Source organism: Comamonas sp. A7-5 (assembly GCF_039581385.1).
In the GTDB taxonomy this organism is placed as follows: Bacteria; Pseudomonadota; Gammaproteobacteria; order Burkholderiales; family Burkholderiaceae_C; genus Comamonas; species Comamonas thiooxydans.
Genome location: NZ_JBCPWO010000001.1, coordinates 543,690 through 569,536, shown reverse-complemented (window position 1 = coordinate 569,536; position 25,847 = coordinate 543,690). Strand labels below are relative to the sequence as shown.

Genomic DNA, 25,847 nt, shown 5'->3' with positions numbered 1-25,847 from the left:
CGATGAATCAAACAGCAAATTTGGCGACCGAGCCGCAACAGGAGTCCGAAGAGCTGCAGCCCACCACTCGGCTGCAGCGCTGGCGCATGGTGCTGGGCAGCCCCGCTGACGCCAGTTGCGGCGGTGTGACGGGCCGCTTGCAGGAGATGGACCAGGCGCTGGCCGCCTTGTATGAGGAAGACAGCAAGCTGGCATCGCGCAAGGGCGGACGCGGCAACTCCTCGCCTTCGGTTTCGCGCTGGCTGGGCGATATCCGCAAATACTTTCCGAGCCAGGTCGTGCAGGTCATGCAGCGCGATGCCATGGAGCGTCTGAATCTGCGCGAGCTGCTGCTGCAGCCCGAAATGCTGGAGAACGTGCAGCCCGATGTGCATCTGGTGGCGGACCTGATTTCGCTGGGCTCGGTGATTCCGCAGAACACCAAGGCCACGGCGCGGCTGGTGGTGCGCAAGGTGGTGGACGAGCTGATGAAAAAGCTCGAGGAGCCCATGCGCAGTGCCGTGGCCGGGGCGCTGGACCGCAGCCAGCGCAACCGACGCCCGCGCCATGCAGAAATCGACTGGAATCGCACCATACGCGCCAACCTGCGCCACTGGCAGCCCGAGTACAAGACCATTGTTCCAGAGACGCTGATCGGCTATGGACGCAAGGCGCGCCGCCCGCAGCGCGAGGTGATTCTGTGCATTGACCAGAGCGGCTCCATGGCCAACTCGGTGGTCTATTCCAGCATCTTCGGTGCGGTGATGGCCAGCCTGCCGGCCGTGGCCACCAAGCTGGTGGTGTTTGATACGGCCGTGGTTGACCTGACGGAAAAACTCGACGATCCCGTCGATGTGCTGTTTGGCGTGCAACTGGGTGGCGGCACCGATATCAACGGTGCGGTCGGCTATTGCCAGGGGCTGATCAGCGAGCCGCGCAACAGCATTCTGGTGCTGATCTCCGACCTCTACGAAGGCGGTGTGGAGTCGGGCCTGCTGCGCCGCGCCAACGAGCTGGTGGAAGCAGGTGTGCAGTTCATCACGTTGCTGGCGCTCAGCGACGAGGGTGCGCCGGCCTATGACGCGGAACTGGCTGCCAAGCTGGCGGCACTGGGCGTGCCCTCGTTTGCTTGTACCCCCGATGCCTTTCCACAGCTCATGGCAGCGGCCATCCGCCGCGACGATGTGGCCGCCTGGGCGGCGACACAGGGCTTCAAGACCAGCAAATAAGAAGACTGCCCGAAGAAGGCTGCTTGTTGAGGCTCAGCCCGGCAGATCGATACCAAGCTTGGCCAGTCTGGCGGCCATCACATCGCGGCGGCGCGCGGCCTTGGCAGCGGTTTCGCTGACCGTTGCAATGGTCTTGGGGCCTTTGCCCGCTGCGGCCTTGACCAGTTCCGCCTTCTTGGCGGCCTCTGCGGCAAGTTTGCGGTAGCTGGCAATCAGTTCGGCATGAGCGATGGCTTGAGTCACAGGGTTTCCGTTCGATGAGGGCGCTCATTGTCGCTGCAAAGCCTTGGCCGTGCTGATCGCGTAGGCGATTGGCAACTTCCTGCTGCAGTCGCTGCACGGTTTGCAGGCATGATAGTGGACATTGAAACCAACTGGGGAGTGCGATGGCAGGTGCCGGCCTTTTGATGCTGCTAGACGATATTGCAAGCATGCTCGACGATGTGGCCTTGATGACCAAGACCGCTGCGGGCAAGAGCACAGCAATCCTGGATGATGTGGCCACACAGACCAAGGTGGCGGTGCAGAAGACGGCCGGCGTGCTGGGCGATGATCTGGCTCTCAATGCCGAGCAGGTCACGGGAGTGAAGGCCAATCGGGAGTTGCCAGTGGTCTGGGCGGTGGCCAAAGGTTCGTTGATGAACAAGGCCATCCTGGTGCCCGCAGCGCTATTGATCAGCGCCTTTGTGCCCTGGTTGATCACGCCTTTGCTGATGGTGGGGGGCGCTTTTCTGTGCTTCGAAGGCGTGGAAAAGATCCTTGAGCTGTTTCACAAGCACAAAAAGCATGATGCGCATGATGCCGTGGTGGATGCCGAGGAGGCTACCCATAAAGGTGTTGCGCCTTCATCGGTGCGTGCCGCGCGTGAAAAGCAGATGGACCCGATGGAGTACGAAAAGCAGAAGGTCAAGGGGGCCGTGCGCACGGACTTTATCTTGTCGGCCGAAATCATGGCGATTGCGCTGGGTACGGTGTCCGCCAAACCCATCTGGGAGCAGGCCTCGGTGCTGATCGCAGTAGCTCTGGCCATCACCGTGTTCGTCTATGGACTGGTGGCCGGGATCGTGCGCATGGATGATGTGGGCGGCTGGCTGATGGCCAAGAGCAGCAGCGCTGCCAAGGCCATGGGCCGTGGTCTGATTGCTTTTACCCCGTGGCTGATGCGCGGGCTGTCCATCGTGGGCACGGCTGCCATGTTCATGGTGGGCGGTAGCTTGCTGGTGCACGGCATAGAGCCTGTCGAACATTGGATAGAGCAGGTGATTGTGCCCACGGGCGGTATTGTTGCAGCGCTGGGACCGGTGTTGGTACATGTGCTGGTTGGGGCCGTCATTGGCGGTGCGGTTGTGGTGTGCATGGAGTTGTGGCACAAGCTGCGACCAGCCAGGGTGGCTCATCCGAATTGACGACTACCATCACTGCTGAAGCAAATTTTTGCGCTTCATCAGTGTCCTGGGCGGACGTGGCCGATGGGCAACGTCCGCTTTTTTCTTTGCGGTGTTGGTGTGCGGGTTGACCTGGGACAAACCCGTGTGGCAGTGGCTTTGCTTCAATGGATGCCAAGGGATGCAAAGCATTGCACTCACCCAATTCTTCAAGGAAAGAACCCATGAAAAAGACTCTGATCGCGATTGCTGCTGTTGCCAGCGCCCTGACGGCCGGTACCGCTTTTGCCCAATCTTCGTTTGACGGCTCCAGCCCTTGGCAGGTTCGCGTGCGCGCTCTGCATCTGGACAGCGACAACGGTGGCGCTGCCGGAGACGCAGGCGTGAGCATCAACAACAAGTGGATGCCTGAGCTGGACGTGTCCTACTTCTTCACGCCCAACATTGCGGCAGAGCTGGTGCTGACCTATCCCCAAAAGCATGATGTGCGCCTGAATGGCGGCAAGATCGGTTCGCTCAAGCATCTGCCCCCCACCTTGCTGGCGCAGTACCACTTCACCAACTTCGGGGCCTTCAAGCCTTATGTGGGGGCAGGCGTGAACTACACACGCTTCTCGAACGTGGACATCCTGGATGGTGCCGTGACCGTGAAGAAGAACAGCTTTGGCGGCGCGCTGCAGGTCGGCTTCGACTATGCGCTGGACAAGAACTGGTCGCTGAACTTCGACATCAAGAAGGTGTATCTGGGTACCAAGGTCACAGGTGCAGGCGTGTTTGAAAACACCAAGTTCAAGGTTGACCCATGGCTGGTGGGTGTGGGCGTGGGCTATCGCTTCTGATAGCTTCACGGCAAAGAGTGTTCTTGTCTGCGGCCTTCTTCCCGCAGGCGAGGCACGCACCGCAGGCTCTGCGGTGCATCGGAGTCAGCAGGTCGGCATGGCCTGATGACTTCGGAGGCTAGGGTGTATGTTTAGATCGGTATTCCGCCAGCGCGGGGTACCGATTTTTTTTGCTGAATTCTTTGGCCAATATTGACTTTGTCAGCATTGCTGCATGCGCATGCAGTAAAAGGATCGCTGGCTTCAGTCCTACTTCTGCCGATTGCCGGCCGCGCTAGGCTGAGGGCCTAAGAACGTGTTTACGATCTCCTTGCACTCCAACGCGGTAAGCACGTTCTAAAGCAGGCTTGGCAGTGATGGCGCGGGCAATGGCTGCATCGCGCGATCAGCTCATCAGGAGGATCAGCATGCGCGCGACACCGGACAGGCAGGCAGCATCGATAGAGTTTGCATCACGCGCAGGGCGCATTCCATTGCCTCTGGCGTCCTCGTTGAGACCTCCACCGCTTCAGGACGAGGGTTGCAGCTTCATGGACGCGTATGCCCCCCCGACGCATCTGCGCTATGAGCTGGCGCAGGGGCTGATGCAGCGGCAGGCGCAGATTTCTCCCAAGTTCCTATATGACGCGCATGGCTGCGCCCTGTTTGAGCAGATAACCGAGCTGCCCGAGTACTACCCCACAAGAACCGAGGCTGCCATCATGGCCCGCTACGACCTGGAGATCGCCCAGGCCATGGCGGGTTGCCAGGTGTTGATAGAGCTGGGAGCGGGCAATTGCGAAAAAGTGCGACGCCTGTGCCGCAGCGTGGGGCCGCAGCAGTTTCTGGGAGTGGATATTGCGGTCGAGTTTCTGCAGGCCGCTGTGGCCAGGCTGGAGCATGACTTCCCGCGACTTACGGCTCGTGCGGTTGCGGCGGATTTCACGGGGGACTGGCATTTGCCTTCAGGCGTGCCACAGACACGGCGTGAGCTGTTCTATCCTGGCTCCTCGATCGGCAACTTCGATACGCAGCAGGCTTTGCATATGCTCGGACATATGCATTCACTTCTGGGGGGCGACGGCGGGCTGCTGATTGGCATTGATCTGCCCAAGCCGGTACCGGTTCTGATAGCCGCTTACGACGATGAGCAGGGCGTCACAGCCGAATTCAATCTCAATGTGCTCAATCATGTGAACCGTCTGCTGGGCAGCGATTTCAATCTTCAGGACTGGGCGCATGAGGCGCGCTTCGACAGTCGGACATCGCGGATAGAGATGCATTTGCGCGCCCGTCGCCCCGTCATGGTGTGCTGGCCTCAGGGCCTGCGCTATTTTGCTCAGGGCGAGACCATCCATACGGAGAACAGCTACAAATACCCGCTGTCCGATTTCCTCTCCATGCTGGCATGCGCGGGATTTGCCGAACCCAGGGTCTGGACCGATGAGCAGCAATGGTTTGCCGTCATTCATGCCCAAGCCTGAAACCATGGTGCGGCCATTTTTCATGGCACCTGCTGCCAGGGACTGGATAGTGCTGGCGCAGCAGTTCGAGCGGGTGAGGGCCTGCACGCAAAAGCTGGCTGCGCCCTTGTCTGCAGAAGACGCCTGCGTGCAATCCATGCCGGACGCCAGTCCTGCCAAATGGCATCTGGCCCATACCAGCTGGTTCTTTGAAACCTTTGTACTGGCCGTGCACCAGCCAGGGCTTCAGGCTTTTGACGGCAGTTTTCGCATGCTGTTCAACTCCTACTACCAGCAGGTGGGTGAACGCCATCCCAGAGCCCAGCGGGGCTTGCTGACCAGACCGGCTCTGGCGCAGGTCATGGCCTATCGCGCTGTGGTGGATGAGCAGATGCTGGCGCTGATGGCCGCCATGAAAGAGAAAAGTCCGACGACGCAGCAGGTCGTTGCTCAGCTCGTCGCATTGGGCTTGCAGCACGAGCAGCAGCATCAGGAGTTGATGCTCACCGATATCAAGCATTTGCTTTCTTGTCACCCGCTCTGGCCTGCTTATGCGTCAGATGGGGTGGCAGAGGAGAATTGCGTGCAGGCCTATGCCGATCTCACATGGCTGCCACTTGAGGCGGGCATCTACAGCATAGGTCATGGCGGCGGCAGCTTTGCGTTTGACAATGAAATGCCCAGGCACAGTGTCTATGTGCAAGCTGCGCAGATTGCATCGAGGCCCGTGAACAATGGCGAGTTTCTGCGCTTTGTGCTGGATGGTGGCTACAGCCAGCCTCAATGGTGGTTGGCCGAAGGCTGGGACTGGTGCCAGGCCCAGCAACTGAGCCACCCCTGGTACTGGAGGCAAGCTGAGGATGCTGCGGGTGATGCGGGCTGGCAGGAGTTCAGCCTGTATGGCGTGACGGCTCTGCATGCGCTGAGGCCTGTCTGCCATATCTCCTATTTCGAGGCTGATGCCTATGCGCGCTGGGCCGGTGCGCGCCTGCCGACGGAGATGGAGTGGGAAGTGGCAATGGGCTTGCATGAATGGCCTGCGTCCCGGTCTGCGGGCCATGCCAGCCTGCACCCTGAAGCCACGGCCGGCTGTCATGGAGCGGCAATCGGCCAGGTCTGGGAGTGGACGCATTCGTCCTATGCTGCCTACCCGGGCTTTCGCGTGGCCGAGGGTGCCGTGGGTGAGTACAACGGGAAATTCATGGTCAACCAGTATGTGCTGCGCGGAGGTTCCTGCCTCACGCCTGCCGGTCATGCGCGGCTGACCTATCGCAACTTCTTTCCCGCAACGGCTCGCTGGCAGATGACGGGGCTGCGACTGGCGCGCGATGCCTGAAGTCGCGCGCCGGAGTCTCAGCCCGCTTCAGACCTGTTCCAACGCCTGGTTCAGGTCGGCCAGCAGATCGTCAATATGCTCGATGCCCACGGACAGGCGCACCATGCCTTCGGTCACGCCGGCCTTGGCCAGTTCGTCCGTATCCAGCTGACGGTGCGTGGTTGAAGCAGGGTGGGTGGCCAGCGACTTGGCATCGCCGATATTGACCAGGCGCGTGAACAGCTGCAGCGCATCCAGGAAACGCGCACCGGCCGCACGGCCTTCGCTGCCCTTGAGGCTGAACGACAGAATGCCCGATGCGCGGCCGCCAGACTGTTTTTGCACGATGGCGTGGTCGGGGTGGTCTTTCAGGCCTGCATAGCGCACCCATTCCACCTTGGGGTGTTTTTGCAGCGTTTCTGCAATCTTCTGCGTGTTTTCGCAGATGCGGTCCATGCGCAAGGCCAGGGTTTCGATGCCTTGCAGAATCTGGAAGGCGTTCTGCGGCGAGATGGCGGCGCCCATATTGCGCAGCGGAACGACGCGGGCGCGGCCGATGAAGGCGGCGGGGCCCAGTGCTTCAGTGTAGACCACGCCGTGATAGCTGACGTCGGGTTCGTTCAGGCGCTTGAAGCGGGCCTTGTGCTCCGCCCAGGGGAACTTGCCGCTGTCCACGATCGCCCCGCCAACGCTGGTGCCGTGGCCGCCCAGGTATTTGGTCAGCGAATGCACGACGATGTCAGCGCCATGCTCGAACGGGCGCAGCAGATAGGGAGAGGGCACGGTGTTGTCGACGATCAGCGGCACGCCGTGCCGGTGGGCCACATCGGCCAGAGCGCGGATATCGGTCACATTGCCCAGCGGGTTGCCGATGGACTCGATGAATACCGCCTTAGTCCTGGCGTCGATCAGCTTGCCGAAGCTGGCCGGGTCGCGTGGATCGGCAAAGCGCACCTCGATGCCTTGCTGCGGGAAGGTGTGGGCAAACAGGTTGTAGGTGCCGCCGTAGAGCGTGCTGGCCGACACGATGTTGTCACCCGTTTCGGCCAGGGTCTGGATGGCGGCGGTGATGGCTGCCATGCCCGATGCCACGGCCAGCGCTGCAATGCCGCCTTCGAGCGCCGCGACGCGCTTTTCCAGCACGTCGGTGGTGGGATTCATGATGCGCGTGTAGATATTGCCCGGGACCTTCAGATCAAACAGATCGGCGCCATGCTGGGCGCTGTCAAACGCGTAGGCCACCGTCTGGTAGATGGGCACGGCCACAGCCTTGGTGGTGGGGTCGGGGGAATAGCCGGCATGTACGGCGAGTGTCTCTATGCGCATGTGTGTGTCTCTTTGGCAAGTTATTCGAACGCCACAGCCAGAGCTTTGGCGTCATTGATTATGGGCAGGACGCTGACTCGGGAGAACGACCTAATGGCTATGTGCTTATGCCAGAGTGAAAGCGAGCGATGTATTGGAATATTGGAGATACTTCTCGCCGGAGAATGGACGACGTTGAATTCACAGTTTCCTGCGCGGAGAACCTCAATTGGGCCAGCCTGCAGATTTGTACTTTGCCTTGATTGCGCCGGCTTGCGTGGTGTTGTTCGGGTTTGCCTTGTTGGCTTGCTGGTATGTGCAGCGCCGACAGCCGCGTGCGCTGTTCCTGCTCTGGCTGGTGGGCGGTTATGTGCTGCTCGCGACAGCTCTGGCTGCGCAAAGCCTGATGAGCAATGCGCAACTGAGTCATTTCGCCCTGATGACGGCATGCCTGTATTTGCTGGGAACCTGGTCGCTGGCGCAGGGCATGTCCTTGCGGCTGGGGTCGGCAGGGGCAAGCGTGGCCGGCGGCCTGTTGATCGCTGTCGTCGCCCTGTCCGTGCTGTTCTATTTTTCCCGGATCGAGAATGATTTATGGGTCCGCGTGCAGTGCCTGGCTCTGGCCATGGCCTTGCAGCTGACCCTGGCCATGCCGGCGTTTCTCAAGGCCGATTCGTCAAAGGACTGGCTGGAGCGTGGCGTGCGCTGGGCCTATGGGCTCAACGTCTGCTATGCCTTGTTCAGGCCGGCGGCCGTAAGTCTGTTGCCCGTTCACGAAGTGCAGGAGCTGACCCGATCTGGATACTGGTTGCTCACCCAGGCCATAGCGCTTCTGTTTGCGATGTGGTTTGCCGTTGGATTGCTGGCCTGCTCGGTCAGGGATGTGATGACGACATTGCGCGAAGAGCGCAACCGTGACTCTTTGACGCGCCTGCTCAATCGCCGCGCCTTCATGGAGGCCGCAGAGTCGCGCTTGGCCGATCAGCGGCTGGTGCCCTGGGCCGTGGTTGCCGTGGACATCGATCATTTCAAATACATCAACGACAACTGGGGCCATGCGGCCGGCGATCAGGTGCTACAGCAACTGGCACAGTTGCTGACTCAGCAGGTCAGAGACTGCGATCTGGTTGCCCGCTTCGGCGGAGAGGAGTTTGTCTTGCTGCTCTCGCGAGTACAGCTGTTCGAAGCGCAGGCCATTGTGGAGCGTGTGCGTGAGCGCTTGCAAAGCCAGGTGCTCGGAGGATTGGCTGCGCAACTCAAGGTAACAGCCAGTTTCGGCATTGCTGCACTCAGTTCCGCACAGGATTTCGAGCAGGCACTGGCTCGGGCCGATGCGCTGCTATACCAGGCCAAGAAGGCAGGGCGGGATTGTGTCATGAGCTCTGCGCAGGACGAGAGCGAGCTGCAATGGAGAATGATTGCCTGAATCCCGCTGTCGGGCGCAGAGCTTATGGTGCTTTGACGATTGGCTTCTTTTCGCGATCTGAGGGCTGAACGTTTACGACCTCGGACTCCTGGGGCCGCGTCGGGGAAGGACTGGTTGTGTGCTTTCCCAGGCGGGAAGGCGGGCATAGATCACGACCGGAGCATGGGCGTCATTGGCGGCATAACGTCGCTGGGCCGGGCTGAGTTCTGTGGCAGCCCAGTTGGAGGTGGTGGTGCGCTTGGACTTGCGAAAGCTTTGCTGGAGCACCAGCGCTGCGGCAGCGCGCACACCCACTGATGGGCCATAGCCGAGCCGCTTGAAGCGGCTGTCAAGATCCTGAATATTGATCAGCGGCGCCCCCAGCCTGCGGGGCAGGGAGTGTTTATCGTTATCGAGCCCGAAGCCGACCTTGCAGATATGTTCTGCAGCCAGCACCATGCGCGACACTTCCAGAGCCATGGGCCTATGCAGTTGCAGCAGCCAGACCTGACTGGCCGTGGCAAGCTGCACCAGATGAGGGCCGCTGTCTTGCTGGCCAATATTGAAGATGGGTTTGCTTTCAGTGTCAAAGCCGAGCACGGGCTCGGCATTCATGGCCTTGAAGGCGGCTTCAAATTCGGTTTCGGACTGCGGTATGTGGATTGCATGTTCGGGCAATTCCAGAAACGGAGGGAGCAGGGCACTTTCGTCCTTGCTGGGTGCAATCAATCGGGGCATGTCGGTAATTACACACCAGCTTCGTGCTTATCCCCAGAACATGTGGTCTGGCCTGTGGGTAAATATCGGAATAGATGCGCAAAGCCTTGACTGGCAAGGCTTTGCCTGTTGCGCCTAAAAAACAGGCAAACGATTTAGCGACGCTGAAACACGGGCTTGCGCTTTTGCAAAAAGGCAGTCACGCCTTCGAGGCTGTTGCTGGAGCGGGCGCAGGCCAGCATGGCTTCGCGCTCGGCACCCAGTTGCTGCTGAAGATCTTGCCGATGTGCCGAGTCACAGAGGCTTTTGATGCCCGCCAAGGAGTTTGTGGGGCCGCCGGCAAGCTCTTCGGCCAGCGCGGTTGCCGCGGCCAGCAGCTGTTCGGGCTCGTGCAGCTCGTCGACCAGGCCCATGCGCAGACAGTCCTCGGCCGTGACGGCGCGGTTGCTCATCAGAATGTATTTGGCCCTGGCAGCACCGGCACGGCGGGTGAGATAGCCCGATACACCAAGATCCGGGCTCAGGCCGATGGCGGAGTACCCTCCGCGCAAAAACATGTGACGGCTGGCCAGTACCAGGTCCGCACACAGTGCGAGCCCGATGCCACCACCTCCGACAGGGCCTTGCACGGCACTGATGACTGGCAGCGGCAAGCTGGCCAGCTGATGCATGACAGGGTTGAGCACATCCAGCATGGCGCCGATCAGCGGTGCCAGTCGCTCGCGATGTTCGCCAAACTCGCTGATATCGCCCCCGACGCAGAATTGCTTACCGCTTGCGGAAATGAGCAGGGCACCGATATCCGCGTTGCAGGCCCGCCCTACCACCGCCTTCAGGCTGTGAGCCATGGCCGTACTGATCACGTTGCCCCGCTCGGGCTGGTTCAGAACCATATGACCTACGCCGTTGCGAACTTCCCAGAGAACCAGATCAGACATCAGGTGGCCTTTCTTTCATGATGGGCCCAGAACGGGGCCCGCAAGCTGGTCTTGAGGATCTTGCCTGCACCGGATAGCGGCATGGCCTCGACAAAGGAAACATCACGGGGACATTTGTAGCCGGCGATGCGCTCCTTGCAGAAATGGATCAGCTCCTGGGCTTCCAGGCTCTGTCCGGGCTTAAGCACGATGAAGACATGGACCTGCTCGCCCCAATGTTCATGGGGAATGCCTATGACGGCGCACGAGGCCACGGCAGGATGGGTGGCAATAACGCTCTCCACTTCAATGCTGTAGACGTTCTCGCCACCGGTAATGATCATGTCCTTGATGCGGTCCACGACAAAGACGTAGCCTTCGTCATCCATGCGGCCGCCATCGCCCGTATGCATCCAGCCATCACGGATGGCGGCTTCGGTTTCGGCAGGCTTGTTCCAGTAGCCCAGCATCACTCCGGGGCCCCGAACCGCAATCTCACCGACCTCGCCACGCGGCACCTCTCGCCCTTCGGGATCGACGATGCGCACCTCAGTGCAGGCCGTGGCGCGTCCGGCGCTGCGGTGGCGGCCCTTGGCCCGGCCTGGTTCGCGGTGCATCTCGGGGGAAAGAATGGTGGCGATGGGGGATACCTCCGTCATGCCATAGGCCTGCACAAAATCCACGTCGGGGATGGTCCGCATGGCCCGGTCCAGCAGGCCCTCGGAGATGGGTGAGGCTCCATAAGCCATCTGACGCAGCGACTTCAGATCATATTTGTGCAGATCGGGGTGGTCCACCAGCATTTGAATCATGGTGGGCACCAGCAGCGTATCGGTCACGCCGGTGCTGGCGATGGCCTGCAGTACCGCGAGAGGATCGAAGCGCGGCACCATGACATGGCAGCCGCCTGCGGCGAACAGGGCATTCATGAACGCACCGTCAGCCAGATGGAACATGGGGGCTGCGTGCAGGCCAATGCTGCCTGCGCGCACGATCTGTGACGACACGCTCGAGATGGCATTGGTATAGAGATTGCGATGGCAGAGCATGACCCCCTTGGGGGAGCCCGTGGTACCACCGGTATAGAAGACGCCGGCCAGATCGTCGCCGTTGCGCATGGCGTCTTCAACCGGGCTGCTGTCTACCACCAGCGCTTCATAGGAGAGCATGTTCTGCGGGGCAGGACCATCGCCCAGGTGGATCAGCGTTTGCAGAGAGCGGGATAGCTTGAGGAGTTCCGGTGTCAAAGGCGCAAAACTGTCATCCACCAGCAGAATGCGGGTGTCGCAATCATCGAGGGAGTAGGCGATCTCGTTGGCGCTCCAGCGGATATTGATGGGATTGACGGCCGCGCCTGCCCAGTAGCAGGCCATGTAGTACTCCAGATACCAGTCTGAGTTGAGGCTCAGAATCCCGACCCGGTCCCCGGCCTGGGTGCCCAGCGCTTGCAGCGCACCGGCGAAGCGGGCGACTCGCTCCCCTAGCTGCGCAAAACTGCGTTTGCGACCGTTGTAGATGCTGGCTGTGGCATGAGGCGTCTGCTGCACGGCGCGACGCAAGCTTTGCGTGAGATACATGACTGGCCTTTCTTGAAACAGAGAAAGCGATCAATGCGAGAGCTATTGGGCGAAAAGGCGTCTGGCGATCAGGTCCTTCATGATTTCGTTAGCGCCTCCGTAGATCTTCTGGATCCGGGCATCGGTGTACAGCCGCGCGATGGGATATTCCTCCATATACCCGTAGCCGCCGAACAGCTGCAGGCATTCATCCATCACCTTGCACTGCTGCTCGCTGCACCACCACTTGGCCATATAGGCGGCCTCGTTATCCAGAGTGCCGTCGAGCAGGCGCTGTATGCAGTCGTTGACAAAGCTGCGCACCACATGGGCCGTGGTGGCGCATTCGGCCAGCTTGAAGCGCGTGTTCTGGAAATCTGCAATCGTCTGGCCGAATGCCTTGCGTTGCTGGGTGTAGTCCACGGTCAGTGCAACAGCCATCTCGATGGCTGCAGCGGCGCTGACCCCCAGCAGCATGCGTTCATAGGGCAATTGGCTCATCAGCTGCTTGAAGCCTTGCCCCTCGGTGCCTCCCAGCAGGTGGCTGGCGGGTATGCGCAGGTCTTCAAAGAACAGCTCGGCGGTGTCCGAAATATGCTGGCCGATCTTGCCTAGCCTGCGACCCACGCGAAAGCCGGGCAGGTTTTCCGTCTCCAGCACCACCAGCGATACGCCGCCGCTTCCGGCATCTCCGGTGCGCACGGCCACCACCAGCAAATTGGCCGTGTAGCCATTGGTGATGAAGGTCTTGGAGCCATTGATGACGTAGTGCTCGCCATCGCGCTGGGCCCGTGTGCGCATGGCCTTGAGGTCGGAGCCCACGCTGGGTTCGGTCATGGCAATGCCGGCCAGCAATTCGCCGCTGCAAAGCCTGGGCAACCAGCGCTGCTTTTGTTCTTCAGTTCCATAGGCCAGCAGGTAGTGCGAGGCGATGGTGTGCACGCTGGTGATGGCATGTACTTCGGCCTTGGTCAGCTCTTCCTGAACCACCAACTGGTAGGCCAGATTGCCGCCACCGCCGCCCCATTGCTCGTCCATCTCGGGCAGCAGAAAGCCATGCGCGCCAAAGCCGCGCCAGATCTCGCGCGGCACATAGCCCTGAGCGCGCCAGGCGGGTACATGGGGTGTCAGTTCGCGCACTATGTAGCGGCGCACCTGCTCTCTGAAAGCATCGATATCTGCATTCATCCAGGCATGTTGAAAGGGTTTGGGCAGCAGCATGTTCAGACCCCGGTCAGGCCGCCGGTACACATCAAGGTCTGGCCGCTGATGTAGTCCGACTCGGGTTGGCAAAAGAGGTAGACGGCACCCGCCGCTTCGTCGGGCGTGCCAGCGCGACCCAGGGGAATCGTCTGTTCCATGGCTGCCATCAGGCCGGGGTTCACGCCTACCTTGATGTCGCGGCCTTCGATGTGGGCCGTCTCGCCATTGGCGGCGGAGTTGGTCAGCCTGGTCTTGATGAGTCCGAATGCCACGCAGTTCACATTGACGTTCATGCGTCCCCACTCTTTGGCCAGAGTCATGGTCATGCCCGTGATTCCGGCCTTGGCCACGGAGTAGTTGGTCTGGCCCGCATTGCCGAACAGGCCCGCCACCGAGGAGATATTGACCACCTTGCGCATGACGCGCTGGCCAGCTTCCAGCTCGGCCTTGGACAAGGCCTTGATGACGGGCTGAGCCGCACGCAGTATGCGAAACGGGGCGGTCAGATGGCAGTCGAGAATGGTGTACCACTGCTCGTCGCTCATCTTCTGGATGACGTTGTCCCAGGTGTAGCCGGCGTTGTTGACGATGATGTCCAGTCCCTGGTATTGCTGGACGGCGGTGCCGACAAAGCGCTCGGCAAAGTCGGTGTGGGTGACATTGCCCACGCAGGCAATGGCCTCGCCGCCCATCTCGCGTATCAGGGCAAGGGTCTCATTGGCGGGTTCGGCATCGAGGTCGTTGATGACCAGGCGTGCGCCTTCGCTGGCCAGCTTGAGGGCGATGCTGCGGCCTATGCCGCGGCCCGATCCTGAAACCAGGGCTACCTTGCCGTCGAGTTTTCTTGTCATTGCAGTCTCCTTGGGCGAATCAATACGTTCTCAGGGCAGGCTGATCCAGGCATCGCCCGCGATCTTGGTCTGGCCATGCTGGTTGCTGCTTTGCACCTCGACGCGGACGCTGCGGTCTGCATCGCGTTTTTCCATAACGCAGCCCGTGCATGAGATCGCATTGGCCAGATGGGTAATGCCCTGAAAGCGCACGTCGAAACGGTGCAGCCTGGATTGCGGCGCCCAGTTGGTCAGCAGTCGCCCCAGCCAGGCCATGCCCAGCATGCCGTGGGCAAACACATCGGGCATGCCGGCCTTGCGCGCGAAGTCGGTATCGATGTGAATCGGGTTGTGGTCGCCCGAGGCTCCGGCAAACAGGGCCAGCGTGGTGCGGCTGATCGGGGACAGTTCGAGGGTCGGCAGTGCATCTCCAACCTGGACCTTGTCGTAGCGAGGGATGTTCATTGCCGGTCCTTTCTAGTTGCGAACCACGATGACGGAGCGCATCTCGGCCACCAGCTCGTTGTTCTGATTGATGGCGCGCGATGACTTCACGACAAATTCCAGTGCGCCGTTCTTCTTGCTGTAGATGTCATCGATCCTGGACTGCACCGTGATGCGGTCTCCGGCGCAGGCGCTCCGGTGATAGCAAAAGCTCTGCTCGCCATGCAGGATCTTGGTGATCGGGATGTTCAGGGTTTGCAGGAGCAGGTCGGACGCGCCGCTGTCCATCTCCGCCGCAAACAAAAAGGTGGGGGGCACGGGCAGGTCCGGGTAGCCCGCTGCGCGGGCGGCCTCCAGGTCGGTATAGACGGCGTTGTTTTCACCGATGGCCTTGGCAAAGAAGCGCAGGCGGCTGCGGTCCAGGCTGAGCTCAGAAGAGGGCAGGTCATGCCCTATCCATTGGGTGTCAATCATTGGCCGCTCCTTCAGACGCGCTCGTAGAGGGTGACCACACAGGCGCCACCGAGGCCGAGGTTGTGTTGCAGCGCCAGGCGGGCATTGGCAACCTGGCGCTGATCGGCCCGGCCGCGCAGCTGTTGTACCAATTCTGTGCACTGGGCAAGACCGGTGGCGCCCAGCGGGTGTCCCTTGGATAGCAGACCGCCCGATGGATTGGTCACAAACTTGCCGCCGTAGGTGTTGTCGCCGTCGCAGACAAATTTTTCCGCACCGCCCACAGGGCACAGGCCCAAGGCCTCGTAGGTCAGCAATTCGTTTTGTGCAAAGCAGTCGTGCAGCTCCACTACATCAACGTCCTCGGGGCTGATGCCGGCCTGTTCATAGACCTGACGGGCAGCGTCCTGAGCCATGCCGAAGCCCACCACTTCGCGCATATCGTGGGCCTCGAAGGTCTTAGGGCTGTCCGTGGTCATGGATTGGGCGCGGATGCGCACGCTGTGGTCCAGGCCATGCTTGAGCGCATAGGCTTCGGACACCAGCAGGGCCGCCGCCGCGCCGCAGGTAGGTGGGCAGGCCATGAGCCGGGTCATGACGCCCGGCCACATCACGGGAGAGGCCATGACCTCCTCCTCTGACACCTCGGTGCGGAACAGGGCCAGGGGATTGCGCGCTGCATGGCGGCTGGCCTTGGCGCGGATCTTGGCAAAGGTGGAAAGCTGCGTGCCGTACTGGTCCATATGGGCCTTGCCTGCTCCGCCGAAGTAGCGCAGGGCCAGTGGCACGCCGTTGTCGCCGACCAGGGCATCGGTTTCCGCTTCGAATCGGTCAAAGGGGCTGGGCCGGTCGCTAAAGACCGAGCCCAGTGCGCCAGGGGTCATCTGCTCGAACCCCAGGGCCAGCACACAGTCGGCAGCGCCGCTGGCCACGGCTTGACGTGCCAGGAACAGTGCGGTGGAGCCGGTGGAGCAGTTGTTGTTGACATTGATGATGGGAATGCCGGACATGCCCACCTCATACAGCGCTCTCTGACCGGCGGTGGAGTCACCGTAGACATAGCCCACATAGGCTTGCTGCACTGCGTCATACGCGAGGCCTGCATCTGCCAGCGCCAGGGACGTGGCGCTGGAGCCCATCTGGAAGTAGGGATCACTCTTTCCGGGCTTGGCAAATGGAATCATGCCTACGCCGGCAACAAACACATTGCGACTCATGGGGGCTCCTTGGGAAAGTGGCAAACAGGTGTTGGGCAATGAGAGCCATCGTAGGAATTACCGATGCGCAAACCCATTGCCGAGCGCATCTTTCGTATGTCAAAAGACCTCAATGTGATCTGTTCATGGCTGCTGCTTCCATCATTCCTTTCACGATCTCCATGGCGCTGGTGCGGGGTATTGCTGCCGGGGTGAGAAGACGCGGCCATGACTGCGAGGAGCTGCTGCTGCGTGCCGGCATAGCCCCTTTGCTGCTGGCGCAGGACGGCGCCAGAGTCACGGCAGACCAGTATGTGGCGCTGATGTGGCGAGTGGTGGAGATGCTGGGGGATGAGGCCATGTGCCAATTCTCCAGACCGCTCAAGCGCGGCAGTCTGGAGCTGATTGCGCGTCAGGCCCTTTCAGGGCACGGGATGGAGACCGCGTTGCAGCGCATGTGCCAGGCCCATGTGCTGCTGCAGGATCAGGTGGATGTGCAACTGGTGCGTGATGGAGCGCTGGCAGGCATTGTGCTGCGCCCTGTGGGCGATGAGCCCTTGCCCAATTTCCTCTATGAGTTTTCCCTGCGCGTGCTGTGGCGGCTTACTGCCTGGCTGATGGGCGGTACGCTCAAGGTGCAGCACTTTGACTTTGCCTTCGGCCAGCCTGATTACGCCAACGACTACGGCGATACCTTTCCGGCGCCATTGCATTTCGGTCTGCCGTTTTCGGCATTCTGGTTTGATGCGCGCAAGCTCGCCCGTGTCTGCAGTCGCGACGAGCAGGCACTGCAGACCTTTGTGGCCAGCTGGCCGGCGGCAGCCATCATGCCGCCGCGTACGGGAGAAGGTGTGGATGCCCGTGTGCATGCCCATTTGCTGCAGTCGCGTCCGCAGTGGGCGGGGCTGGAAGCCACGGCCGCTGAGCTGAACATGTCGGCCCCTACGCTGCAGCGCAAGCTGGCGGCTGCGGGCACCTCCTTTCAGGCCATCAAGGATGAGCTACGCCGGGATATCGCGGTCTCCCGACTGGGAACCAGCAAAGTCAGTTTTACGGAGCTAGCGGCAGACCTGGGGTTTGCCGACGCAGCGGCGTTTCAGCGTGCCTTCAAGGGCTGGACGGGCAGCTCGCCAGGCCTTTACCGTGCCAGGCCGGTTGAGAGCTGATTTCTTGAAAACCCTTGCGTACAAGCCCTAGTTATTTTTACAAAGCAAATGATTGGTAAAAATAGCAAAGGCCGATATGCTGCGTCTCATGCAAACAAGTCATGAAGCAGTCATAGTAAAAAAGCGCGGTCGCGGCAGGCCTCCGAAGTCGGCCGATGAGCGCAATGAAAGCATGCGTCGTGGCGAGCTGGTGAAGGTCGCGGCGCAGCTGTTCAGGCAGCGCGGATTTCACGGCACCAGCACCCGTGACATCGCCGCCGCTGCAGGTATGCAGTCGGGGTCTATCTTCTATTTCTTTGAGAGCAAGGAAGCCATTCTGCACGCGGTGATGCAGGATGGAATGACTCAGGCTGCGGTGAGTCAGAACGCTGCGCTGCAAGCACTGGGGGCACGTGCCAACGGCGTGGAACGACTGAGCGCTCTGGTGCGCAATCATCTGCAAATCATGGTCGGCGGCGAGAGCGACTTCATCCCCGTGATGCTCTACGAATGGCGCTTGCTCAGCGATGCGCAGCGCATGGAGGTGAGCGCACAAAAGGATGCCTACGAAGCGCAGTGGATGCCTGCACTGCAGGCGCTGCACCGCACGGGCAAGCTCAAGGCCCGTCCCGAAATCGCGCGACTGCTGATCTTTGGCGCATTGAACTGGACGGCTCAATGGTTTACCGAGGGCCGGGGGCTGACGCTGGATGAGCTTACCGAGCAAGCCCTGGCTTTATTCATTGGAGAGCGTTGATGTACCAATCCGTATTCCGTGCCGCATTGTTTGCGGGGCAGGTGGTTGTGGTGACCGGTAGCGGCTCGGGCATCGGCCGCTGTGTTGCGCACGAGCTGGCATCCCTGGGCGCCACAGTTGCCCTGGTGGGACGTAATCAGGACAAGCTGGTTGCTGTCCAAGCCGAGTTGCAGCAGGCCGGAGTACCGGCAGACAGAGTCAGCCGGCACGGAGCGGATATACGGGATGAGGCTGCCGTCAAAGCGCTGGTGGCCGAGGTTCTGGCCCGCCACGGGCGCATCGATGCCCTGGTCAATAACGCGGGTGGGCAATACATTGCGCCCCTGGCCAGCATCGGAGCCAAGGGATGGCAGGCCGTGCTGGACACGAACCTCACAGGCGGCTTCCTCATGGCGCGCGAATGCTTTGTGCAATACATGGCAGAGCATGGCGGCTCCATCGTCAATATGGTGGCCGATATGTGGGGCTCCATGCCGGGCATGGGGCACAGCGGCGCGGCGCGCGCAGGCATGGTCAGCCTTACCGAGACGGCGGCTGCGGAATGGGCGCCCCATGGCGTGCGTGTGAATGCCATCGCACCCGGCTACATCGCCTCCAGCGGCATGGATCACTATCCACCCGAAGCGGCTGCCATGTTGCGCAAGATGCCCGCTACCGTGCCTGCGGGGCGCTTTGGTAACGAGGCCGAGGTTTCCGCCTCCATCGTGTTTTTGCTCAGTCCCGCAGCCAGTTTCATCAGCGGCACGGTGCTGCGCGTCGATGGCGCCCGTCCCCAGGTGCGCATGGGCATGGGGCCGGTGGCCGCCAGTGCCGAGGTGCAGCAACGCGGCGCAGTGCGTGCATTTGATGGCTTTTCTCTCTACCAGACTCCCAAGGTGTTTCAGTCATGAGCGTCTTTGCATCGCAATGGAATGCAGCTGGCGAGCAGGCGCAGCAGCGCCGGGCCGCCACGCTGGCGCGCATCGCCGCGCTGCGTGAGCTGGAGCAGCGCGCCGCGCAGGCATCGCAACGCTCCAAGCCGCAGTTTGAAAAGCGTGGCCAGTTGCTGCCGCGCGAGCGCGTGGCCTTGCTGCTGGACCCGGGGGCCCCCTGGTTGCCGCTGTGCTCACTGGCAGGCTATCTGCAGGACAGGGCAGACCCTGAAAAATCCGTGCCCGGCGGCGGCATGCTAGCCGGCATTGGCTTTGTCAGCGGCGTGCGCTGCATGGTCGTGGCCAGCGACTCGGGCATCGAGGCGGGAGCCATCCAGGAAAAAGGCTTGGACAAGATGCTGCGCGTGCAGGAGATCGCGCTGCAGAACAAGCTGCCCTTCATCCATCTGGTCGAAAGCGCGGGAGCCAATCTCATGCGCTACCGCGTCGAGGGCTTTGTGATGGGCGGAGCCTTGTTTCGCAACCTGGCGCGGTTGTCGGCCGCAGGTTTGCCTGTCATCACCGTGCAGCATGGTTCGGGCACGGCTGGCGGTGCCTATATGCCGGGGTTGTCGGATGTGGTCATCATGGTGCGCGGTCGCTCGCGTGCCTTTCTGGCTGGACCGCCCTTGCTCAAGGCGGCGACTGGTGAAATTGCGACCGAGGAAGAGCTGGGTGGTGCCGAGATGCACACCAGTGTCTCGGGGCTGGGCGAGTATCTCGCGGAGGACGACCGCCAAGCCCTGGGCATGGCACGCGCTGTGGTGTCTCAGCTGTCCCAGTGGAAAAGGCCTGAAGCGCTTGATATATCCAAACGGGAGGCTGCCGGTTCAGGAATCGTCGAGCCGCGTTACGAGGCCGATGAGCTCTTGGGGCTGATGCCGGCGCACCATCGCGAGCCAGTGGATATGCACGAAGTCATGGCGCGGCTGGTCGATGGTTCCGAGCTGCTGCTGTTCAAGTCCGGCTACGGTGCGGCCACGCTGTGTGCGCAGGCGCATATCGGGGGCCATGCCGTGGGCCTGATCTCCAACAACGGTCCCATCGATGTGGCTGGTGCCAACAAGGCTGCGCATTTCATCCAATGGATGTGCCAGCTCGGTCATCCCATCATCTATCTGCAGAACACCACGGGCTATATGGTGGGCAAGGACAGCGAGCAGGCCGGCATGATCAAGCACGGCAGCAAGATGATCCAGGCCGTGACCAATGCCACCGTGCCGCAGATCACTATTCAGTGCGGGGCCAGCTTCGGTGCGGGCAACTACGGAATGTGCGGCCGCGGCTATGCGCCGCGCTTTCTTTTCAGCTGGCCCGGTGCCAAGACGGCGGTGATGGGCGGCGAGCAGGCGGCCAGCACCATGCGCCAGGTCACCGAGGCCGCCATGGCACGCAAGGGCTTGCCCGTCGATGCCGAGCTGATGCAAAAGCAGTACGACCAGATCGTGGCCATGTTCGAAGCCCAGGCCGATGCGCTGGTCACCAGCGGCTTGCTGCTGGATGACGGCGTGATCGATCCGCGCGACACGCGCGCAGTGCTCTCCTTCTGCCTGCAGACCTTGCACGAAGCGCAGCAGCGCACGGTGCGCCCCATGCAGTTCGGGGTCGCACGCATGTAGTGCCGCGCCTCTTCCCCCACTTCTTCCAAACAGAACTCGACGGAGACAAGCCATGCAATGGACCCATGAACATCTGGAAGTGCGCAAGACCCTCAAGCGCTATATCGACGAGAAGATCAATCCCTATGTCGACGCATGGGAGGAAGAGGAAATCTTTCCCGCTCACCAGGTCTTCAAGGGGCTGGGCGATCTGGGCCTGCTGGGCCTGACCAAGCCCGAAGCCTATGGCGGCTCGGGGCTGGACTATTCCTACAGCCTGATGATGGCCGAGACTCTGGGTCATATCCGCTGCGGCGGCGTGCCCATGGCCATTGGCGTGCAGACCGATATGTGCACGCCCGCGCTGGCACGCTTTGGCAGCGACGCCTTGCGCGATCAGTTTCTGGCGCCCGCCATCGCGGGCGATATGGTGGGCTGCATCGGCGTGAGCGAGCCCGGTGCGGGCAGCGATGTGTCGGGTATCAAAAGCCATGCCCGCAAGGATGGCGATGACTACATCATTAGCGGCCAGAAGATGTGGATCACCAACAGCATTCAGGCGGACTGGATGTGCATGCTGGTCAACACCGGTGATGGACCGGTGCACAAGAATAAAAGTCTCATCATGGTGCCGCTGCGGGAGGGCCCGCGCGGCAAGCTGACCAAGGGCGTGGAAGTGGCGCAGAAGCTGCGCAAGATCGGCATGAACTCCTCGGACACGGGCCTGCTGTTCTTTGACGAGGTGCGCGTGCCGCAGCGCTATCTGGTGGGTCAGGAGGGGCAGGGCTTTATCTATCAGATGCAGCAGTTTCAGGAAGAGCGGCTCTGGGCCTCGGCCAGCGGCTTGCTCGCCATGGAGGACTGCATTCAGCAGACTATCGAGTGGGCACAGCAGCGACAGATGTTCGGCAGCACCCTGATCGATCAGCAATGGGTGCAGTTCAAGCTGGCCGAGCTGCAGACCGAAGTCGAGGCGCTGCGCGCGCTGACCTACCGTGCCGCACAGATATATATGGCGGGCCAGGATGCGCTGCAGCTGGCCAGCATGGCGAAGCTGAAGTCGGGGCGGTTGACGCGCGAAGTGGCCGACACCTGTCTGCAGTTCTGGGGTGGCATGGGCTTTACCTGGGACAACCGCGTCTCGCGCCTGTACCGCGACGGGCGTCTGGGCTCGATAGGCGGCGGTGCCGACGAGGTCATGCTGGGCATCATCGGCAAGACCATGGGGCTGATCAAGCGCCAGGCGCACTGAGGAGCGGCGCATGACTCAGGTGCTTGAAATCGAACGTCTTCCCTTGGGCAACGGTTTTGTGGAATGGTGGCGGCTGAATTCGCCGCAAACCCGCAATGCCCTGACCGACGAGCTGGTGCGGGCCTTGCGCGAACACGCCGCCAGAGCGCAGAAGGATTCACTGCTGCGCGTGGTCGTGCTGTGCGGCAACGGCGGGCATTTCTGTGCGGGCGGCAGCCTCGGAGGCTTTGCCAGCAGCATAGGCTCTCCGCTGCCTGCGGGCGCGCAGGACCCGCTGGTTCAGGTCAACCGCGAGTTTGGTCATCTGCTGCAGCAGTTGGCAGAGCTGCCCCAGTTGCTGATCGCTGCCGTGCAGGGCGCAGCCATGGGCGGCGGTGTAGGGCTGGTCTGCGTGGCCGACTGGGTGGTGGCGGATCAGCAGGCCGTCTTTGCCACACCCGAGGTGACGCTGGGCATTGTGCCCGCGCAGATCGCGCCGTTTGTGCTGCGCAGGCTGGGCGATGGCTGTGCGCGTCAATGGCTGCTGGGCGGGCAGCGCTGGTCCGCAAGTCAGGCGCAGCAGGCAGGCCTGGTGCAGACCGTGATCCAGGCCACAGACGCTGCCCACTGGCAGAGCCAGCTGCAGCAGCAGCTCGAGATCTGCGCTCGGGCCGCACCGCAGGCGGTGGCCGCCACCAAAAAGCTGCTGGCAGCCATTGGCGGGCAAAGTCTGGATGCGTCGCTGAAGCAGGGCGCGCAGGCCTTTGCCAGTGCACTGCGCAGCGCCGAAGCGGGGGCGGGGCTTAAGGCCTTTGCCAGCAAGCAGCCCGCTCCCTGGACCTGCCTTGCAGGAGGTACATCATGAAGCGCATTCTGATTGCCAATCGTGGAGAGATTGCGCTGCGCATCATGGCCACCGCCAGGTGCATGGGCATAGAGACCGTGGCGGTGTATTCGGATGCGGATGCGGGAAGCCTCCATGTGCAACAGTCCACACAGGCCTATGCGCTGGGCGGGCTGACATCGGCACAGAGCTATCTGGATGTGAACAAGCTGCTGGCGGCCGCCAAGGCGACAGGGGCCGATGCCGTTCATCCCGGTTACGGTTTTCTCAGTGAGGATGCGGGCTTTGCCCAGGCCGTGCAGGAAGCGGGCCTGATCTGGATTGGCCCGCCGCCGGCAGCGATTCGCCAGCTCGGCAGCAAGGCGGCCGCCAAGCAACTGGCCAAGGCCCATGGCGTCCCCTGTCTGCCGGGCTATGCAGGCGATGACCAGAGCGATGCGCGCTTTGCCGACGAAGCAGCCATGATTGGCTACCCTGTCATGGTCAAGGCCGTGGCAGGTGGTGGGGGGCGCGGCATGCGGCTGGTGGAAAGTGCCCAGCAGCTGCATGCCGCTCTGAACAGTGCGCGTTCGGAAGCCCTGGCGGGCTTCGGCAATGGTGACTTGCTGGTGGAGCGTGCCGTCATGCACCCGCGTCATGTGGAAGTTCAGGTGTTTGCCGACGGGCATGGTCATGTGATTCATCTGGGGGAGCGCGACTGCTCGGTTCAGCGTCGCCACCAGAAGATCATTGAAGAGGCCCCCAGTCCGGCCGTCAACGCCGAGCTGCGCGAGCACATGGGCAGCTGTGCCGTGGCCCTGGCCAAGGCGGCAGGCTATGTGGGTGCGGGTACGGTGGAGTTTCTGGTCGAAGGCCGACAGTTCTATCTGATGGAGATGAATACCAGACTGCAGGTCGAGCATCCTGTGACCGAGGCCTTGACGGGCCTGGATCTGGTCGAGTGGCAGATTCGCGTGGCGCGCGGCGAGGCCTTGCCGTTGACGCAGCAGCAGGTTCAGTTCGACGGCCATGCCATCGAGGTGCGACTGTGTGCCGAAGACGAGAACTTTCAGCCCCATACCGGCGTGGTGCGGCATTTCTCGGCACCCGAGGCCGCCGTCTTCAGTCGCGCGCCGCTGCGCTTTGACCACGCGTTGCACACCGGCAGCGAAGTCACTCCCTATTACGACGCCATGCTGGGCAAGCTGATCGTCCATGCGCCAACGCGAGAGCAAGCCATCGACCGGCTGATTCATGCGCTGGGCCGGCTCACGGTGCTGGGCTTGCCGACCAATCGCGCCTTTCTGATTGAGTGCCTGAACGACGAGGTGTTCAGGCGGGGTCAGGCTCTGATCTCCTATCTGGCGAGCGATGCGCAACGCTTGCAGCAGCAGCAGCGGGACAAGGAAGTCCTGGCACACCAGCATTGGGGAGCGCTGTGCGCCGTGGGCCAACGGCCGGGGCCGCTGGCCTGCAGCTATGCCCAGTTGCGCAAGCTGCAGCACCGAGGCCGGACGCAGGAGCTGATGCTGCGGCCCGAGACCGCAGACAGCTGGCTGCTGCAGCGGCACGGCGCCGAGCCTGCGCTGCTGCAGGTCGACGAGTTGCTGACCTATGGCTGGCGAGCGAGAGCTGCGGGCATGACCCAAACCGTGCAGGCCGTAGAGCTGCCCGCCGGGCAGGGCGGCTCGCGCTGGCATCTGCAGGCTGGGGGCGTGGACTGGTGGGTCGAAGATGCAAGCTATGCCCCGCCCGAGAATGCCGCAGCAGCGGGCCAGACTGCAGAGCTGCGCGCCCCGTTCAACGGCCGGGTGGTGCAGCTGGGCGTGGAGATCGGGCAGGCGCTGAAGGCCGGCGATGTGGTCGTGGTCGTCGAGTCCATGAAGCTGGAGCACAGCCTGAGCGTGAAGGCCGACTGCAGGGTGGAGGCCGTGCTGGTCAATGCCGGCCAGCAGGTGGCGCCGGGCCAGGTGCTGCTGAAACTGGCGCCCATGTCTGGAGGCACTGTATGACTGATGCCACTGAACGCGAAATGCTCTATGACATGGTGCGTCGCTTTGCGCGCGAGCAAATCGCTCCTCATGTCACGGCCTGGGACGAGGCTGGCGAGTTCCCGCGCCAGCTCTATCGGCAGGCCGCCGAGCTGGGGCTGCTGGGCATCGGCTACCCCGAGGAGCTCGGCGGTACCGCGGCCACGCACGGTCTGCGCGCCGCTTTGTGGCTGGCGCTGTGCCGCTATGGGGGCAGCGGTGGCGTGCTGGCCAGCCTGTTGTCGCACAACATCGGCCTGCCGCCCGTGGTGGCTCTGGGTAGCGATGCGCTCAAGCAGGAGGTGGTGCCCGATGTGCTCCTGGGCCGCAAGATCGCGGCGCTGGCGATTACCGAGCCCGGCGGCGGATCGGACGTAGCGGCGCTGCGTACCAGGGCCAGGCGCGATGGCCACGAGTATGTGATCGAGGGCGAGAAGACCTTCATCACCTCGGGCATGCGTGCGGACTGGATCACGGTGGCGGTGCGCACGGGCGAGGAGAGAGGTGCATCCGGCATCTCCCTGATCCTGGTGCCTGGCGGCAGCAAGGGTTTGAGACGCAGCCCGTTGCACAAGATGGGCTGGCAATGCTCGGACACGGCCCACCTGTTATTTGATGGTGTGCGCGTGCCGGCCAGCCATTTGCTCGGCGCCGAGGGTGAGGGTTTTCGCGCCATCATGCAGAACTTCAACGGTGAGCGCCTGGGCATTGCCTGTGGTGCACTGGGCTTTGCCCAGGCCTGCTATGACGAGGCGCTAGCCTGGGCCCAGCAGCGCCAGACCTTTGGCGTGACGCTCAATCAGCATCAGGTCATACGCCACAAGCTGGTGGACATGCAGCAGCGCCTGCGTAGCACCGAAGCCTGGCTCAACGCCGTCTGCGCACGTGCCGATGGCGGCGATAGCGGTGCGGATTGGGTGGGCGAGGTCTGCGTGCTCAAGAACCACGCCACCCAGACCATGCAGTTCTGCGCCGATACGGCGGTGCAGATTCTGGGTGGCATGGGCTTTATGCGCGGCACGCTGAGCGAGCGCATCTACCGCGAAGTCAAGGTCCTGACGATTGGCTGCGGCACCGAGGAAATCATGAAAGAGCTGGCCGCGCGCCAGTGGCGTATCTAGCGCGGCTGTTGCAGCG

The 25,847-nt window shown here is 62.1% G+C and carries 24 protein-coding genes; 14 read left to right on the top strand and 10 right to left on the bottom strand.

Annotated features, from left to right (window positions below):
* Positions 1 to 2: 2 nt before the first annotated feature.
* Positions 3 to 1,208, top strand: coding sequence for a VWA domain-containing protein (locus AAIL67_RS02560; RefSeq protein ID WP_034351664.1), 1,206 nt, complete (start codon positions 3 to 5; stop codon positions 1,206 to 1,208).
* Positions 1,209 to 1,241: 33 nt separating this feature from the next.
* On the opposite strand, the gene AAIL67_RS02555 is transcribed toward AAIL67_RS02560, so the two are convergent.
* Entirely contained in the window at positions 1,242 to 1,451 is a 210-nt protein-coding gene (locus tag AAIL67_RS02555) for a hypothetical protein (protein ID WP_034351667.1), read from the bottom strand.
* Positions 1,452 to 1,594: 143 nt separating this feature from the next.
* Here AAIL67_RS02555 and AAIL67_RS02550 point away from each other — a divergent pair, with 143 nt between their 5' ends.
* The 4 genes from AAIL67_RS02550 (at position 1,595) to egtB (ending at position 6,210) form a co-directional block, all read left to right on the top strand.
* Complete coding sequence (locus AAIL67_RS02550; RefSeq protein WP_034351669.1) at positions 1,595 to 2,614, top strand: DUF808 domain-containing protein; 1,020 nt, start codon at positions 1,595 to 1,597, stop codon at positions 2,612 to 2,614.
* A 203-nt stretch (positions 2,615 to 2,817) separates the two neighbouring features.
* The gene (locus AAIL67_RS02545) at positions 2,818 to 3,432 is read left to right on the top strand and encodes an OmpW family outer membrane protein (protein ID WP_003080665.1); all 615 of its coding nucleotides are present in this window, start codon (positions 2,818 to 2,820) and stop codon (positions 3,430 to 3,432) included.
* Positions 3,433 to 3,962: 530 nt separating this feature from the next.
* Positions 3,963 to 4,895, top strand: a complete 933-nt coding sequence (gene egtD / locus AAIL67_RS02540) for an L-histidine N(alpha)-methyltransferase (RefSeq protein WP_034351672.1) — start codon at positions 3,963 to 3,965, stop codon at positions 4,893 to 4,895.
* On the top strand, positions 4,882 to 6,210 hold the full coding sequence (gene egtB, locus AAIL67_RS02535) for an ergothioneine biosynthesis protein EgtB (RefSeq protein ID WP_343483324.1): 1,329 nt from the start codon (positions 4,882 to 4,884) through the stop codon (positions 6,208 to 6,210). The genes egtD and egtB overlap by 14 nt, the downstream gene beginning before the upstream one ends.
* A 27-nt stretch (positions 6,211 to 6,237) precedes the next feature.
* Here the strand turns inward: egtB and AAIL67_RS02530 are convergent, their stop codons facing one another.
* Complete coding sequence (locus tag AAIL67_RS02530) at positions 6,238 to 7,515, bottom strand: aminotransferase class I/II-fold pyridoxal phosphate-dependent enzyme (RefSeq protein WP_343483323.1); 1,278 nt, start codon at positions 7,513 to 7,515, stop codon at positions 6,238 to 6,240.
* Between the two features lie 208 nt (positions 7,516 to 7,723).
* Between AAIL67_RS02530 and AAIL67_RS02525 the strand changes: the two genes are divergently transcribed.
* Positions 7,724 to 8,920 carry a GGDEF domain-containing protein gene (locus AAIL67_RS02525; RefSeq protein ID WP_034351676.1) on the top strand — a complete coding sequence of 399 codons (1,197 nt, stop codon included), beginning with the start codon at positions 7,724 to 7,726 and terminating at the stop codon, positions 8,918 to 8,920.
* A 72-nt stretch (positions 8,921 to 8,992) separates the two neighbouring features.
* Here AAIL67_RS02525 and AAIL67_RS02520 read toward each other — a convergent pair whose 3' ends face one another.
* The 8 genes from AAIL67_RS02520 to AAIL67_RS02485 form a co-directional block, all read right to left on the bottom strand.
* Positions 8,993 to 9,637 carry a 3'-5' exonuclease gene (locus tag AAIL67_RS02520; protein ID WP_034351677.1) on the bottom strand — a complete coding sequence of 215 codons (645 nt, stop codon included), beginning with the start codon at positions 9,635 to 9,637 and terminating at the stop codon, positions 8,993 to 8,995.
* Positions 9,638 to 9,771: 134 nt separating this feature from the next.
* Positions 9,772 to 10,554 (bottom strand): enoyl-CoA hydratase-related protein, encoded by a 783-nt coding sequence (locus AAIL67_RS02515; RefSeq protein ID WP_343483322.1) that lies wholly within the window; start codon positions 10,552 to 10,554, stop codon positions 9,772 to 9,774.
* Positions 10,554 to 12,110 carry a long-chain fatty acid--CoA ligase gene (locus tag AAIL67_RS02510; protein ID WP_343483321.1) on the bottom strand — a complete coding sequence of 519 codons (1,557 nt, stop codon included), beginning with the start codon at positions 12,108 to 12,110 and terminating at the stop codon, positions 10,554 to 10,556. Before AAIL67_RS02510 ends, AAIL67_RS02515 begins: the two co-directional genes overlap by 1 nt.
* 42 nt (positions 12,111 to 12,152) lie before the next feature.
* A complete protein-coding gene (locus AAIL67_RS02505) occupies positions 12,153 to 13,310 on the bottom strand; it encodes an acyl-CoA dehydrogenase family protein (RefSeq protein WP_080746247.1) in 1,158 nt (385 codons plus the stop codon).
* Positions 13,311 to 13,312: 2 nt separating this feature from the next.
* On the bottom strand, positions 13,313 to 14,143 hold the full coding sequence (locus AAIL67_RS02500) for an SDR family oxidoreductase (RefSeq protein ID WP_343483320.1): 831 nt from the start codon (positions 14,141 to 14,143) through the stop codon (positions 13,313 to 13,315).
* Between the two features lie 30 nt (positions 14,144 to 14,173).
* Positions 14,174 to 14,587 (bottom strand): MaoC family dehydratase, encoded by a 414-nt coding sequence (locus AAIL67_RS02495; RefSeq protein WP_343483319.1) that lies wholly within the window; start codon positions 14,585 to 14,587, stop codon positions 14,174 to 14,176.
* A gap of 12 nt (positions 14,588 to 14,599) precedes the next feature.
* Entirely contained in the window at positions 14,600 to 15,040 is a 441-nt protein-coding gene (locus AAIL67_RS02490; RefSeq protein ID WP_034351687.1) for a MaoC family dehydratase N-terminal domain-containing protein, read from the bottom strand.
* A gap of 11 nt (positions 15,041 to 15,051) precedes the next feature.
* Positions 15,052 to 16,236, bottom strand: a complete 1,185-nt coding sequence (locus AAIL67_RS02485) for a lipid-transfer protein (protein ID WP_063660819.1) — start codon at positions 16,234 to 16,236, stop codon at positions 15,052 to 15,054.
* 125 nt (positions 16,237 to 16,361) lie between these two features.
* Between AAIL67_RS02485 and AAIL67_RS02480 the strand changes: the two genes are divergently transcribed.
* The 8 genes from AAIL67_RS02480 to AAIL67_RS02445 all read left to right on the top strand — a co-directional run bounded on the left by AAIL67_RS02480 (position 16,362) and on the right by AAIL67_RS02445 (position 25,831).
* Positions 16,362 to 17,381, top strand: coding sequence for an AraC family transcriptional regulator (locus AAIL67_RS02480; protein WP_012837849.1), 1,020 nt, complete (start codon positions 16,362 to 16,364; stop codon positions 17,379 to 17,381).
* A 76-nt stretch (positions 17,382 to 17,457) separates the two neighbouring features.
* The gene (locus AAIL67_RS02475) at positions 17,458 to 18,117 is read left to right on the top strand and encodes a TetR/AcrR family transcriptional regulator (protein ID WP_343483317.1); all 660 of its coding nucleotides are present in this window, start codon (positions 17,458 to 17,460) and stop codon (positions 18,115 to 18,117) included.
* Positions 18,117 to 19,007 (top strand): SDR family oxidoreductase, encoded by an 891-nt coding sequence (locus tag AAIL67_RS02470; RefSeq protein ID WP_034351693.1) that lies wholly within the window; start codon positions 18,117 to 18,119, stop codon positions 19,005 to 19,007. Before AAIL67_RS02475 ends, AAIL67_RS02470 begins: the two co-directional genes overlap by 1 nt.
* A complete protein-coding gene (locus AAIL67_RS02465; RefSeq protein ID WP_045839103.1) occupies positions 19,004 to 20,647 on the top strand; it encodes a carboxyl transferase domain-containing protein in 1,644 nt (547 codons plus the stop codon). Before AAIL67_RS02470 ends, AAIL67_RS02465 begins: the two co-directional genes overlap by 4 nt.
* A gap of 52 nt (positions 20,648 to 20,699) precedes the next feature.
* Positions 20,700 to 21,878 (top strand): acyl-CoA dehydrogenase family protein, encoded by a 1,179-nt coding sequence (locus tag AAIL67_RS02460; protein ID WP_045839102.1) that lies wholly within the window; start codon positions 20,700 to 20,702, stop codon positions 21,876 to 21,878.
* 10 nt (positions 21,879 to 21,888) lie between these two features.
* Positions 21,889 to 22,722 carry an enoyl-CoA hydratase/isomerase family protein gene (locus AAIL67_RS02455; protein WP_343483316.1) on the top strand — a complete coding sequence of 278 codons (834 nt, stop codon included), beginning with the start codon at positions 21,889 to 21,891 and terminating at the stop codon, positions 22,720 to 22,722.
* Complete coding sequence (locus tag AAIL67_RS02450) at positions 22,719 to 24,692, top strand: biotin carboxylase N-terminal domain-containing protein (RefSeq protein ID WP_343483315.1); 1,974 nt, start codon at positions 22,719 to 22,721, stop codon at positions 24,690 to 24,692. The genes AAIL67_RS02455 and AAIL67_RS02450 overlap by 4 nt, the downstream gene beginning before the upstream one ends.
* Positions 24,689 to 25,831, top strand: coding sequence for an acyl-CoA dehydrogenase family protein (locus AAIL67_RS02445; RefSeq protein WP_343483313.1), 1,143 nt, complete (start codon positions 24,689 to 24,691; stop codon positions 25,829 to 25,831). Before AAIL67_RS02450 ends, AAIL67_RS02445 begins: the two co-directional genes overlap by 4 nt.
* Positions 25,832 to 25,847: the final 16 nt, after the last annotated feature.